Annotated in this window: 12 protein-coding genes; 4 read left to right on the forward strand and 8 right to left on the reverse strand. The window is 74.0% G+C overall.

Annotated elements, in window-relative coordinates; genetic code table 11:
* Positions 1-86: 86 nt before the first annotated feature.
* The gene (locus ACZ5DC_RS05645) at positions 87-1,439 is read right to left on the reverse strand and encodes a vWA domain-containing protein (RefSeq protein ID WP_468649665.1); all 1,353 of its coding nucleotides are present in this window, start codon (positions 1,437-1,439) and stop codon (positions 87-89) included.
* Positions 1,436-2,293 (reverse strand): AAA family ATPase, encoded by an 858-nt coding sequence (locus tag ACZ5DC_RS05650; RefSeq protein ID WP_468649667.1) that lies wholly within the window; start codon positions 2,291-2,293, stop codon positions 1,436-1,438. The genes ACZ5DC_RS05645 and ACZ5DC_RS05650 overlap by 4 nt, the downstream gene beginning before the upstream one ends.
* Before the next feature lie 136 nt (positions 2,294-2,429).
* On the opposite strand from ACZ5DC_RS05650, the gene ACZ5DC_RS05655 reads away from it, so the two are divergent.
* The 4 genes from ACZ5DC_RS05655 (at position 2,430) to ACZ5DC_RS05670 (ending at position 5,559) form a co-directional block, all read left to right on the forward strand.
* A complete protein-coding gene (locus tag ACZ5DC_RS05655) occupies positions 2,430-3,002 on the forward strand; it encodes a TetR/AcrR family transcriptional regulator (protein WP_468649669.1) in 573 nt (190 codons plus the stop codon).
* Positions 3,003-3,266: 264 nt separating this feature from the next.
* A complete protein-coding gene (locus ACZ5DC_RS05660) occupies positions 3,267-3,947 on the forward strand; it encodes an ABC transporter permease (RefSeq protein WP_468649671.1) in 681 nt (226 codons plus the stop codon).
* Positions 3,944-4,615, forward strand: coding sequence for an ABC transporter permease (locus tag ACZ5DC_RS05665; RefSeq protein WP_468649673.1), 672 nt, complete (start codon positions 3,944-3,946; stop codon positions 4,613-4,615). Before ACZ5DC_RS05660 ends, ACZ5DC_RS05665 begins: the two co-directional genes overlap by 4 nt.
* Positions 4,612-5,559: an ABC transporter substrate-binding protein gene (locus ACZ5DC_RS05670; protein WP_468649675.1), complete on the forward strand. Its 948-nt coding sequence runs from the start codon at positions 4,612-4,614 to the stop codon at positions 5,557-5,559. The genes ACZ5DC_RS05665 and ACZ5DC_RS05670 overlap by 4 nt, the downstream gene beginning before the upstream one ends.
* Positions 5,560-5,565: 6 nt before the next feature.
* On the opposite strand, the gene ACZ5DC_RS05675 is transcribed toward ACZ5DC_RS05670, so the two are convergent.
* The 6 genes from ACZ5DC_RS05675 to ACZ5DC_RS05700 all read right to left on the reverse strand — a co-directional run bounded on the left by ACZ5DC_RS05675 (position 5,566) and on the right by ACZ5DC_RS05700 (position 13,234).
* Positions 5,566-6,720 carry an ABC transporter ATP-binding protein gene (locus ACZ5DC_RS05675; RefSeq protein ID WP_468649677.1) on the reverse strand — a complete coding sequence of 385 codons (1,155 nt, stop codon included), beginning with the start codon at positions 6,718-6,720 and terminating at the stop codon, positions 5,566-5,568.
* A 73-nt stretch (positions 6,721-6,793) separates the two neighbouring features.
* Positions 6,794-7,435 carry a LutC/YkgG family protein gene (locus ACZ5DC_RS05680; protein WP_468649679.1) on the reverse strand — a complete coding sequence of 214 codons (642 nt, stop codon included), beginning with the start codon at positions 7,433-7,435 and terminating at the stop codon, positions 6,794-6,796.
* Positions 7,432-8,910 carry a LutB/LldF family L-lactate oxidation iron-sulfur protein gene (locus ACZ5DC_RS05685; protein WP_468649681.1) on the reverse strand — a complete coding sequence of 493 codons (1,479 nt, stop codon included), beginning with the start codon at positions 8,908-8,910 and terminating at the stop codon, positions 7,432-7,434. The genes ACZ5DC_RS05680 and ACZ5DC_RS05685 overlap by 4 nt, the downstream gene beginning before the upstream one ends.
* Positions 8,907-9,662 (reverse strand): (Fe-S)-binding protein, encoded by a 756-nt coding sequence (locus ACZ5DC_RS05690; RefSeq protein WP_468649683.1) that lies wholly within the window; start codon positions 9,660-9,662, stop codon positions 8,907-8,909. The genes ACZ5DC_RS05685 and ACZ5DC_RS05690 overlap by 4 nt, the downstream gene beginning before the upstream one ends.
* 72 nt (positions 9,663-9,734) lie before the next feature.
* Complete coding sequence (locus ACZ5DC_RS05695) at positions 9,735-11,198, reverse strand: rhamnulokinase (RefSeq protein WP_468649685.1); 1,464 nt, start codon at positions 11,196-11,198, stop codon at positions 9,735-9,737.
* Positions 11,195-13,234 (reverse strand): bifunctional aldolase/short-chain dehydrogenase, encoded by a 2,040-nt coding sequence (locus tag ACZ5DC_RS05700; RefSeq protein ID WP_468649686.1) that lies wholly within the window; start codon positions 13,232-13,234, stop codon positions 11,195-11,197. The genes ACZ5DC_RS05695 and ACZ5DC_RS05700 overlap by 4 nt, the downstream gene beginning before the upstream one ends.
* Positions 13,235-13,302: the final 68 nt, after the last annotated feature.

The following is a 13,302-nucleotide window of genomic DNA, read 5'->3' on the forward strand; positions in this document are numbered from 1 at the left end:
AGTCGATCACGGACGGACGCCCGGCGTCGTGGCCGAGGCGAGTCCGTCGCCAGGAGCAGGTCGGCCGACCGTGGGCACGTCCGCCCTCACACCGGCAGCAGGCCCGCGATCAGCGCGCTGAGCTGGGCGGCCGTGCGGCACTCGTGCATCTCCACCAGCTCGGCGTAGGCGGGCGCGGCCGAGTCGCCGGTGCCCCAGCGGTCGCGCGGCTCGGGGTTGAGCCAGTAGACGCGCCGGGCCCGCCGGGCCAGCTCGCGCACGGCGGGGAGGTTCGGGTCGCTCATGTTCGTGCGGGCGTCACCGAGGACGAACACCGTCGTACGCGGCCCCACCGCACCGCCGTACCGCTCGGCGAAATCGCCCAGCGCCACACCGTAGTCGCTGCTGCCGTGCCAGCCGGTGAGCGTGGCCTCGGCGCGGATGCGGGCGCCGAGTCCGTCGGGGTCGGCGCGGCCGTGGTCGAGCAGACCGGTGACCTCGTCGAGCCGGTTGACGAACGCGAACACGCGCACCTTGCCGAACTGGTCGTGCAGCGCCTGCACCAGGAGCATGGTGAAGTCCGAGAACCCGGACACCGAGCCCGACACGTCGCACAGCAGCACCAGTTCGGGCCGGACCGGGCGGCGCCGCCGCAGCACCGGCCGCATCGGCACGCCCCCCGTGGACAGCGAGGAGCGCAGGGTGCGGCGCAGGTCGATCGTGCCGCGCGCGGCCCGGCGGCGGCGCGCGGCCAGCCGGGTGGCCAGCTTCCGCGCCAACGGCTGGACCGCGCGGCGGAGTTCGGTCAGCTGGTCCCGGTTCGCGATCAGGAAGTCGACCCGCTCGGCGGTCGGCCGCACAGCCCGCCGGGCGATCTCGTCCCGCCCCCGCCGCTCGGCCACCCGGCGCCGGGCCTCCGCCCCCACCAGCCGCCGGAACTCCTCGATGCGGCGCCGGATCTCGTCGTCCAGCAGCCGGTCCGCGAACCCGGTGCCGCCGCCGTCCCGGCCCCGGACGTCGGCCCGCACCCGGGCCAGCAGGGTCTGGGGGCGCAGCCGGTCCAGGGTCTGGTACGCCGACCAGCCGTCCGAGCCGGGTGAACTCCCGTACCCGCCCAGGCCGTCGACCGCCTCCGCCGCCAGCCGGGCCATCATCGCCCGGTCGTCGGCGGCCAGCGCCTCGGCCAGCCGGTCGCGCAGGGTGTCCCGGTCCCGGGGGGCGTCCTCGGGACCGCCGACTCCGCGCGGGAAGTAGAGGTCGAAGACCGAGTCGAACAGGGCCCGTTGGCCCGGTCCGTGCAGCAGCGTCGCCGCCAGCCCCTCGCGCAGGCGCTCCCGGTCCGCGAGGCCCAGCGCCTCCACCGCCCGGGCCGCGTCCACGGTCTCCCCGGTGCCGATCCGCACCCCGTGCGCGCGCAGCGCCGCGGCCAGGCCGGTGATCCGGCCGGCGACGGCGGTCACAGCGCCTCCAGGTCGAGCTTGGCCGCCGCCTTCTGGATGTCGTCCTGGTGCTTGAGGATCACCCCGAGGGTGTCCCGCACGACGGTCTCGTCCAGCGTCCCGGCGCCCAGCGCGAGCAGGGTGCGGGCCCAGTCGACGGTTTCCGCGACGGACGGCGCCTTGCGCAGGTCCATCGCGCGCAGCGCGCCGACGAGCCGGACCACCGACTCGGTCAGCGCCGCGCCGAGGCCCGGCACCTTCAGCCGTACGATCCGCCGCTCCAGCTCCTCATCGGGGAAGCCGATGTGCAGGAACAGGCAGCGCCGGCGCAGCGCCTCGGACAGCTCGCGGCCGGCGTTGGAGGTGAGGACGACGAACGGGCGGCGGGTCGCGGTGACCGTGCCCAGCTCCGGGACCGTGACCTGGAAGTCGCTGAGCACCTCCAGCAGCAGCCCCTCCATCTCCACGTCGGCCTTGTCGGTCTCGTCGATGAGCAGCACGGTCGGCTCGTCGCCGCGGATGGCGGTCAGCAGCGGGCGGGGGAGCAGGAACTCCTCGGTGAAGATGTCGGTGCGGGTCTCGTCCCAGCTCTCGCCGCGGCCCGCGCTGATGCGCAGCAGCTGCTTGGCGTGGTTCCACTCGTACAGCGCCCGGGACTCGTCCACGCCCTCGTAGCACTGGAGCCGTACCAGCCGGGCTCCGGCCACCTGGGCGACGGCCTTGGCCAGCTCGGTCTTGCCGACCCCGGCGGGGCCCTCCACCAGCAGCGGCTTGCCCAGCCGGGCGGCGAGGAACACGGTCGTGGCGACGGCGGGGGAGGCGAGGTAGCCGGTCTCGGCGAGACGGGCGGAGACGTCGTCGACGGACGTGAACAACGGGGCCTCCGGCGAGGTCGGGGACGGGGTCCGTGAGGAGCGGTTGCCGCTCTCCTGTCTAAGCGCTTGTTCAGCTTGCGCGCCATGCTGTACACCGATCGGTCTCCTCCGCCCGGCGTCGCGGTAATCTCGCAGTATGACCAGCAAAGAGAAGGCGTCCCCCCGCGACCGGCTGCTCGACGCCGCCGCACGGCTCACCTACCGCGACGGCGTCTCCATCGGCATCGAGGCGCTGTGCCGGGAGGCGGGCGTCTCCAAGCGGTCGATGTACCAGCTCTTCGACAGCAAGGACGAGATGCTGGCCGCCAGCCTGGAGCGGCGGATGCCGGCGTACCAGGCCCGGCTGACCCATCCCGATCCGGCGGCCGTGACCCCGCGCGAGAGCATCCTGTACGTCTTCGAGCAGATGGAGAAGGGCTCCGTGGAACCCGAGTACCACGGCTGCCCGTACCTGGCCGTGCTGGTCGAGGTGAAGGATCCCGGGCATCCGGCGAGCGTGGTCGCCCGCGAGGCCAAGGACAGCCTGCTGAGCACCTTCCGCGAGGCCGCGCAGCGGGGTGGCGCGCGGGACCCCGAGCTGCTCGCCCGCCAGCTCCTGCTCGTCTTCGACGGCGCCAACGCCCGCGCCGGCGCCCGGGTGGAACGCCTGGACGACGGACTCGCCACGACCACGGCGACGGCCCTGCTGGACGCGGCGGGAGTCCACTGACGCGGATGCGTCCGCGGCCCCGGCCGCGGGCCACATGCCGCTCGGCTGGGGTCGGCGGGGCATAGGGGGGCCGGGTGGGGGTCGTCGCGGCGCGCCTCGGTGCCGCCGCTCGGCTGGGACGGGCAGGGCACGTACCGCCTCGCTGTGGGCGGGCGGGGCGCGAGTCCCCCTGCCGGCGCCCCCGCCGGGCCCCACGGCACTCGCCGTCCCCGTCCGGGTCACCACAACGTGCCGCAGGGCTCGTCCGTCCGGTGCAATGGAGCCGTGACCGCCCCTCCGGACGACTGCCTCGCGCGCAACGAGTGGATCTGCGGCGCCTATCTGAGCACCCGCCGCCAGATCCTGCTCGACGCGGTCGTCCAGCACCTTCGGCTGACCTTCCTGGCGGTCCTCGTCGCCCTGGTCATCGCGCTGCCGCTGGCGGTGCTGGCCCGCCGCTGGGGCTGGGCGGCCGGGCCGGTCCTGGCCATGACGACGATCCTCTACACCATCCCGTCGCTGGCCATGTTCTCCCTGCTCCTGCCCCTCTACGGCCTCTCGGCCACCCTGGTCGTCGCCGGGCTCGTGCTGTACTCGCTCACCCTGCTCGTCCGCAACATCCTCGCCGGCCTGCGCGCGGTCCCGGAGGAGACCCGGCAGGCCGCGCGGGGTCTCGGCTGCGGCCCCGTCCGCCTGCTGCTCACCGTGGAGCTGCCCCTGGCCCTGCCCGCCGCGATGGCCGGCCTGCGCATCGCGACCGTCTCGGCCGTCTCCCTGCTCACGGTCGGGGCGATCGTCGGCTTCGGCGGTCTCGGCAACCTCATCTACGCCGGCATGAACACCTACTTCAAGGCGCAGGTGCTCACCGCGTCCGTCCTGTGCGTGCTGATCGCCGTCGCCGCCGACCTGCTCCTGCTGGGCGTGCAGCGGCTGATCACCCCCTGGACGCGGGCGGCCCGCACGTGAGCACCCTCGCCGCCGCATGGGACTGGCTGGCCGACGCCGCGCACTGGCCGGGCGACGACGGCATCCGGCACCGGCTGCTCCAGCACCTCCTGCTCACCGTCGGCTGCCTGGTCCTCAGCTGTCTGATCGCGCTGCCCGTCGCGCTCGTCCTCGGCCACCTCGGCAGGGGCGGCGCGCTCGCCGTGAACCTCTCCAACGTCGGCCGGGCCGTGCCCACCTTCGCCGTGCTGGTCCTGCTGCTGCTGACCCCGGTCGGGAGGTGGGGGGACGGCCCCACGGTGGCCGCCCTCGTGCTGTTCGCCGTTCCGCCGCTGCTCACCAACGCCTACGTCGGCATGCGCGAGGTCGACCGGGACGTCGTCCAGGCCGCCCGGGGCATGGGCATGACCGGCCGGCAGCTGCTGTTCCGCGTGGAGCTGCCCCTGTCGCTCCCCCTGCTGCTGAACGGCGTGCGGATCGCCGCCGTCCAGCTCGTCGCCACCGCCACGATCGCCGCGCTCGCGGGCGGCGGCGGCCTCGGCCGGATCATCACGGCGGGCTTCAACCTCGCCAGCACGCCCCAGGTGGTGGCGGGCGCGCTGCTCGTAGCGGTGTTCGCCCTGCTCGTCGAGGGCGTCTTCGAGATCGCCGAGCGAGTGGCACCCGCATGGGTGCGGGGCGGCCGATGAGAGCCGGAGCCCGTGCCGCAGTCGCCACCGCCGCCCTCCTCGCCCTGGGGGCCTGTGCCACCGGCCCGTCCCTGGAGGACCGCGGGCAGGTCACCGCGCCGCCAGGGGACAGCCGTCACCTCACCATCGGCTCGGCCGGCTTCACCGAGAGCGATCTGCTCGCCCAGATGTACGCCCAGCTGCTCGACCAGGCCGGCTACAGGACGTCCCTGATCACGGTCGCCAACCGGGAACTGTACGAACCCGCCCTGGAGTCCGGCCAGATCGACGTCGTACCCGAGTACGCGGCGACCCTGGCCGACTGGCTGAGCGCCAAGACCCACGGCGCGGACGCGCCCCCGGCCGGCTCGCCCGACCTGGGCACCACGATGAAGGCCCTGCGCGCCCTCGCCGCACCCCGCGGCCTCACCGTCCTCCCGCCCGGCCGGGCCGTCGACCAGAACGCCTTCGCGGTGACCGCCGCCTACGCCCGCCGCCACCACCTCAGGACCCTCGGCGACCTCGGCGCCTCCGGGCTGAAGGTACGGCTCGCGGCGGGCGACGAATGCGTGCGACGGCCGTACTGCGCGCCCGGTCTGAAGAAGGTGTACGGCATCGACGTCACCGGCGTCGACCCCAAGGGCGTCGGCACCACCCAGGCCAAGCGGGCCGTGCAGGAGGGACGCGACCAGATGGTGCTGACCACCACCACCGACGCCACCCTCGACGCCTTCGGCCTGGTCCTGCTCGCCGACGACAGGCGACTGCAGAACGCCGACTACGTCGTCCCCGTCGTCAACCGCGCCCGCGCGGGCGGCCCCGGCGTGGCGAAGGCGCTCGGCAGGCTGAACGACGTGCTCACCACCGCCGACCTGGCCGCCATGAACCGGCAGGTCGACAGCTGGCGGCGGCTGCCCGCCGACGTGGCCCGCGCCTACCTGAAGGACAAGGGCCTACTGAGGTGACCCGGGTCAGGCGTCCGCCACCGAGTCGAACGGCACCTGCCCCCGCGTCACCCCGCGCGCGTCGGCGTCCACCGAGCGGCGCAGCGCCTCGTGCAGCCTCGCCGGGGTCAGCACACCGAGGAACCGGTCCCCGTCCAGCACGGCGACCCACCCGGCGTCGTGCTGGAGCATCACCCCGAACGCCTGCTTCAGCGGTGCGCCGACCGGCACCCAGGCGGTCATGCGGTGGGCGAGGTCCCCGACCGTGCCGCCCGCCGGCAGTTCGTCGACGCCGACCCAGCCGTGCAGGTCACCGCTCGCGTCCAGGACCACCGCCCAGCGGGCGCCCGCGGACCGCAGCCGCTCCAGGGCCCGCGCGGCCGGCTCGTCCGGGCGGGCGACGGGCGGCTGCTCCAGGTCGTCCGGCTCGATCGCGGTGACCGACAGCCGCTTCAGCCCGCGGTCGGCGCCCACGAAGGAGGCGACGTACGGCGTCGCGGGCGTCCCGAGCACCGTGCCCGGCGTGTCGAACTGCTCGATGCGGCCCTGCCCGTACACGGCGATCCGGTCGCCGAGCCGGACGGCCTCCTCGATGTCGTGCGTGACCAGCAGCACCGTCTTGCGCACCGCCGCCTGCATGCGGAGGAACTCGTCCTGCAACTGCTCCCGCACCACCGGGTCGACCGCGCCGAACGGCTCGTCCATCAGCAGCACCGGCGGGTCCGCGGCCAGCGCCCGCGCCACACCGACCCGCTGCCGCTGACCGCCGGACAGCTGCTGCGGGTAGCGCGGCCCGTAGGTCTTCGGATCCAGCCCCACCAGGTCCAGCAGCTCGGCCGCCCGGGCCCGTGCCCTCGACCGCTTCCAGCCGAGCAGCGCGGGCACGGTCGCGGTGTTGTCGAGGACGGTGCGGTGCGGGAAGAGGCCCACCTGCTGGATGACGTACCCGATCCGGCGGCGCAGCCGGACCGGGTCGACGGCCGCGACGTCCTCGCCGCCGACGAGGATCCGGCCCGAGGTCGGCTCGATGAGCCGGTTCACCATCATCATGGTCGTCGTCTTGCCGCACCCGGAGGGCCCGACGAGCGTGACCAGTTCCCCCTCGGCCACCTCGAAGGAGAGGCCGTCCACGGCCGTCGTACCGTCCGGATACCGCTTGGTGACCTGCTCGAACCGGATCATTCCCTCAACGTACGGCAGGACGCGGCCCGCCTCATTCCGTCGTGCCCCGACCGGCGGACGCCCGGGAGTGCGGTCAGCCGAGCAGGATCACCTCCAGGGTGCGGGGGCCGTGGACGCCCTCCACCCGGTCCAGCTCGATGTCGCTGGTGGCCGACGGGCCGGAGATCCAGGTCAACGGGCGGGCGGGATCGAGGCGTTCGAGGGCCTGGGGTACGGAGGAGACGACCTGGTCCGGGACGCGCACGACGCAGATGTGGTGGTCCGGGACGAGCGAGATGCGGCGGCGGCCCTGGTCGGGGGAGCCGTCGAGCACGATGGTGCCGGTCTCGGCGATGGCCACGGCGCATCCCGTCACCACGCTGTCCACCCGGTCCAGCCGCTGGGCGGTGTCCGCCGCCCGGTCGTGGATGCGTACGGGACCGGCGGCGGACAGCCACTCCGGCGGCAGCCCCGGAGGAACCAGCACCTCCTGGGAGCCGCGCTCGGCCAGCAGCCGCATGACCAGCAGCGGCAGCTCCTGCGCGTCGCACCGGTGCACGACGGCCCGGTAGTCCACCAGGTTCTCCGCCAGCAGCTCCACCGTCTCCTCGGTGGTCCGCCGCCCGTGCTCGCGCAGGTAGTCCCGGGGCACGGCCTGCTCGTACGGCACCTCGTCCGCGGGCACGTCCGCGAGCGCGCGCCGCACCCGGCCCAGGATCCGCTCCCTGCTGCTCACTTCGCACCGTCCTTCCCGCCGCGCGTGCGCTGCCACCAGTCCCGGAACGGTTCTGGCGGTACGGCCGGCAGGTCCCGGGTGCCGGTCCACGCCCGGCCGGGGCCGGGCAGGGTACGGGGGTGCAGCCGGCGGGTGCGGGAGGCCATCCGCTGGCCCGTGCGCAGGGCGCCGGGGTGCGTGAACGCCCAGCGTGCCGCCCGCATCGCCGCCCGTTCGGCCGCGTGTCCCTTCGCCGGCTGGAGCACCACCGTGTTGCCCTGCCGCACCGCCGGGCCGCCCTCGACCACCCGCTCCCGCAGGTGCACCAGCACCTCGGGGATGTCGATGGCGACCGGGCACACCTCGTAGCAGGCCCCGCACAGGCTCGACGCGTACGGCAGGGAGGCGTCGATCTCGCTCGCCGTGCCCCTGAGCTGGGGGCTGAGGATGGCGCCGATGGGGCCCGGGTAGACCGAGCCGTAGGCGTGCCCGCCCGCCCGCTCGTACACCGGGCACACGTTCAGGCAGGCCGAGCAGCGGATGCAGCGCAGCGCCTGGCGGCCGACCCGGTCGGCGAGGGTGTCGGTGCGGCCGTTGTCGAGCAGGACCAGGTGGAAGGCGCGCGGACCGTCGCCGTCCGTCGTGCCCGTCCACGTGCTGGTGTACGGGTTCATGCGCTCGGCGGTCGAGGAGCGGGGGAGGGTCTGGAGGAAGACCTCCAGGTCGCGCCAGGTGGGCACCACCTTCTCGATGCCGACGACCGAGATCAGCGTCTCCGGCAGGGTCAGGCACATCCGGCCGTTGCCCTCGGACTCCACGACGACCAGCGTGCCGGTCTCGGCGACCATGAAGTTGGCGCCGGAGACGCCGACCTTGGCGCGCAGGAACTTCTCCCGCAGGTGCAGCCGGGCCGCCTCGGCGAGTTCGGCGGGCGTGTCCGTCAGTCCTTCCGGTGCGGGGCGGCCCCACTCGCCCATCTCGGTGCGGAAGATGTCCCGGATCTCGCCCCGGTTGCGGTGGATGGCCGGGACCAGGATGTGCGAGGGGCGGTCCTTGCCCAACTGCACGATCAGTTCGGCGAGATCGGTCTCGTAGGCGCGGATGCCCTCGGCCTCCAGGGCTTCGTTGAGGCCGGTCTCCTGCGTGGCCATCGACTTGACCTTCACGACCTCCGACTCGCCGGTCTCCTTGACCAGCCGGGCGACGATCCGGTTGGCCTCCTCGGCGTCCGCCGCCCAGTGGACCGTGCCGCCGGCCGCGGTGACCGACTCCTCCAGCTGGACGAGGTAGCGGTCGAGGTGGCGCAGGGTGTGGTCCTTGATCCGCCGGCCCGCCTCGCGCAGCGCCGCCCAGTCGGGCAACTCGCCCACCGCCTTGGCCCGTTTGGCCCGGATGGTGTGGGTGGCGTGGCGCAGGTTGCCCCGCAGGACGGGGTTGCGGACGGCGTCGTGCGCGGCCTTCGGGAAGGCCGGCATGCCGAGATACGTTCCGCTCATACCGCCGGTTCCTCCTCCGTGCTCGCCAGGATCTCCGCGATGTGCACCGGCCGCATGCCCGTGCGCAGCCGGGTCATCGTGCCGCCGAGGTGCATCAGGCAGGAGTTGTCGGCCGCGCACAGCACCTCCGCGCCCGTCGACTCGGCGTTGCGGACCTTGTCGGCGCCCATCGCCGCCGACACGTCCGCGTTCTTCACCGCGAACGTGCCGCCGAACCCGCAGCACTCGTCCGCGCCGGGCAGCTCGAGCAGTTCCAGCCCCTTGACGGCCTGGAGCAGCCGGCGCGGCCGGTCGCCCAGCCCGAGCCCGCGCAGCCCGTGGCAGGTCGGGTGGTAGGTCACCGTGTGCGGGTAGTAGGCGCCGACGTCCGTCACCCCGAGCACGTCGACCAGGAACTCCGTCAGCTCGTACGTCTTCGGCACCACCGGCGCCAGCGTCCGCGCCAGCGTGTCCCCGCGGCCCTCGGCACGGGCCCGCTCGCCCATGCGGGGATACAGCTCCCGCACCATCGCCCCGCAGGACCCGGACGGGGTCACGATCGCCTCGTACTCCCCGAAGACATCGGAGAAATGACGGGCCATGGGCTCGGCCTCATGCCGGTAGCCGGTGTTGTAGTGGGCCTGCCCGCAGCAGGTCTGCGCCATCGGGAAGTCGACATCGACACCCAGTCTGGTCAGCAGCTTCACCACGGCCCGGCCGGTGTCCGGATACAGCGTGTCGTTGACACAGGTCAGGAACAGGGCGACACGCATCGCGGCTCCTCGGTGTCGGTCATCGGACGAGTGCAGAGTAATCGGCGGGCGGCGCCGAGGGGAGACCGCGGCTCACCGCGTGGCGAGCCGGGCCTGGGCCGCCCGCCACGGGCCGGTGTCGCCGCGGGGCGTGTACCGGGTGAGCGGCTGGGTCCGGACGAGCAGCCGGCGCAGGGCGGCGAGATCACCGGCGAGCCCGTCCGCGCGGGCCTGCACGAGGACGTTGCCCAGGGCCGCCGCCTCGGTGGCGCCGGCCACCACCGGCAGCCCGCAGGCGTCGGCCGTCAGCTGGCACAGCAGCGCGTTGCGGGTGCCGCCGCCGACCAGGTACACCACGTCCACCGGACGGTCGGCCAGCCGCTGCGCGTCCAGCACGGCCCGCCGGTGGGCGAGGGCCAGCGAGTCGAGGATGCAGCGGGTGATCTCGGCCGGGGTGCCCGGCACCGGTTGCCCCGACGCGCGGCACGCCCCGGCGATCCGCTCGGGCATCCGCCCCGGCGCCAGGAACTCCTCGTCCCCGGCGTCCACCACCGAGCGCAGCGCCGGCACGCCGGCCGCCTCCCGCAGCAGCGCCCCCAGATCCGGTTCGCCCCAGGCCCGCAGGCACTCCTGGAGCAGCCACAGCCCCATGATGTTGCGCAGATAGCGGACGGTGCCGTCGAGGCCCAGCTCATTGGTGAAGTTCGCGGCCCGGCTCTCCTCGGTGAGCACCGGAGCGGACAGCTCCAGGCCGGCCAGGGACCAGGTGCCGGTGCAGATGTAGGCGAAGCGCTCCCCGTCCGCCGGGACGGCGGCCACCGCCGACGCGGTGTCGTGCGAGCCGACGGCCGTCACCGGCACCGGACCGGTCAGGCCCGTCTCCGCCAGCACCTGTGGCCGCAGCGTCCCGGCCGGATCGCCCGGCTGCCGCAGCGGAGCGAACAGGCCGAGGTCGATCCCCAGCCGCCCGGCGACCTCGTACGACCAGTCCCGGGTCCGGGGATCGACGAGCTGGGTGGTGGAGGCGTTGGTCAGCTCGGTGCCCTGCTCGCCGGTGAGCCAGTACGTCAGCAGGTCCGGGATCAGCAGCAGCCGCCCGGCGTGGGCGAACTGCTCCGAGGCGCGGGCGGCCGCGAGCTGGTAGAGGGTGTTGAACGGCGCGTACTGGATGCCCGTCGCCGCGTACAGCTCCGCCGCCGGCACGGTCGCCCACACCTTCTCCGCGACCCCCTCGGTGCGGGCGTCGCGATAGTGCACCGGGTTGCCGAGCAGTGCCCCGTCGGCGTCCAGCAGGCCGTAGTCGACGGCCCAGCTGTCGACGCCCACGGAGGCGAGCCGTCCACCGCAGTGGGCCCCGGCCGCCCGCAGCCCGTCGAGGACACCGCCGTAGAGCGCCAGGACGTCCCAGCGCAGCCCCTCCGGCAGACGCACCGGCCGGTTGGGGAACCGGTGCGCCTCGCTCAGTTCGACCGAGTCCGCGCTCACTCGCCCCACCATCACCCGCCCGCTGGACGCGCCGAGGTCGACCGCGGCGTACGACTTCACGCCCGCGCTCATCGCAGGAACGCGGCCGCCACACCCGCGTCGACCGGGATGTGCAGCCCGGTGGTGTGGGTGAGGTCCCCGCCCGTGAGCGCGAACACCGCGTTCGCCACGTGCTCGGGCAGCACCTCGCGCTTCAGGATCGTCCGCTGCGCGTAGAACTCGCCCAGCTTCTCCTCCGGCACCCCGTACACAGCGGCCCGCTGCGCTCCCCAGCCGCCGGCGAAGATCCCGGACCCGCGCACCACACCGTCCGGGTTGACGCCGTTCACCCTGATCCCGTGCTCGCCCAGCTCGGCGGCCAGCAGCCGTACCTGGTGGGCCTGGTCGGCCTTGGTGGCCGAGTAGGCGATGTTGTTAGGCCCGGCGAAGACGGCGTTCTTGGAGGCGATGTAGACGATGTCGCCGCCCAGCCCCTGCGCGGTCATCACCCGTGCCGCTTCCCGCGACACGAGGAAGGACCCGCGGGCCATGATGTCGTGCTGGAGGTCCCAGTCCTCGACCGACGTCTCCAGCAGCGGCTTGGAGATGGAGATCCCGGCGTTGTTGACGACGAGGTCCACCCCGCCGAAGGCGAGGACGGCCGCCTTGAACGCGGCGGCGATCCGCTCCTCGTCGGTGACGTCCACGGTGACGGCGACGGCCTTGTCCGGCCCGCCCAGCTCCTCGGCGACGGCCACGGCGTTCTCGCCGTTCAGATCGGCGACGACGACGCACGCCCCCTCCGCCACCAGCCGGTGCGCGATGGCCCGCCCGATGCCGCTGCCGGCCCCCGTCACCAGCGCGACCCGGGTGGCGAGCGGCTTGGGCTTCGGCATCCGCTGGAGCTTGGCCTCCTCCAGCGCCCAGTACTCGATCCGGAACTTCTCGGCCTCCTCGATCGGCGCGTACGCCGACACCGCCTCGGCCCCGCGCATGACGTTGATGGCGTTGACGTAGAACTCGCCCGCCACCCGGGCGGTCTGCTTGTCCTTGCCGAAGCTGAACATGCCGACGCCCGGGACGAGCACCACGGCGGGGTCGGCGCCGCGCATGGCGGGGGAGCCGGGCAGGGCGTGCCGCCGGTAGTAGGCGGCGTACTCCTCGCGGTAGGCCGCGTGCAGCTCCCGCAGCCGGGCGACGGCGTCCTCCAGCGGCGCGGCCGGCGGCAGGTCCAGCACCAGCGGCCGGACCTTGGTGCGCAGGAAGTGGTCGGGGCAGGAGGTGCCGAGGGCGGCCAGCCGGGGGTGCTCGGCGCGCGCCAGGAAGTCGAGGACGACCTCGGAGTCGGTGAAGTGCCCGACCTGCGGCCGGTCCTGGGACGCCAGACCCCGGACGTACGGCGCGAGCGCGGCGGCCCGCTCCCCGCGCTCGGCCTCGGGCAGGGGCTCGTACCCCGCGACGACCGGCCCGAAGGGCTCCGCCTTCCCCTTCTCGGCGAGGAACGCCTCGGCGGTCCGGATGATGTGCAGCGAGTTCCGCTCGCACTCCTCGGACGTCGAGCCCCACGCGGTGATCCCGTGCCCGCCGAGCACGCACCCGACGGCCCGCGGGTTGGCCTCCTTGACGGCGGCGATGTCCAGCCCGAGCTGGAACCCGGGCCGCCGCCACGGCACCCACACCACGCTGTCCCCGAAGCACTCGGCGGTCAGCTTCTCCCCGTCGGCGGCGCACGCCAGCGCGATCCCCGAGTCGGGGTGCAGGTGGTCCACGTGCCGGGCGTCGACCAGACCGTGCATGGCGGTGTCGATGGAGGGCGCGGCCCCGCCCCTGCCGTGCAGGCAGTAGTCGAACGCGCCGACCATCTCGTCCTCGCGCTCGACACCGGGGTACACGTCCACGAGGGCGCGCAGCCGGTCCAGGCGCAGCACGGCCAGCCCCGGTGCGGTGAGCGTGCCGAGGTCGCCCCCGGAGCCCTTCACCCACATCAGCTCCACCTCGCCCCCGGTGACGGGATCGGTGGCGGTGCCTTTCGCCGACGCGTTGCCGCCGGCGTAGTTGGTGTTCCGGGGATCGGAGCCGAGCCGGTGGGAGCGATCGAGGAGGGCGTCGACTTCGGGGTGGGTGGTCATGACTACCGGTTCCTTCCGGGAGGGGGGACGTGGTGAAGGGGTGCGGGGCCGTGTCGGTACGCGGCTCC

It is taken from the genome of Streptomyces sp. NPDC031445, from assembly GCF_055581365.1.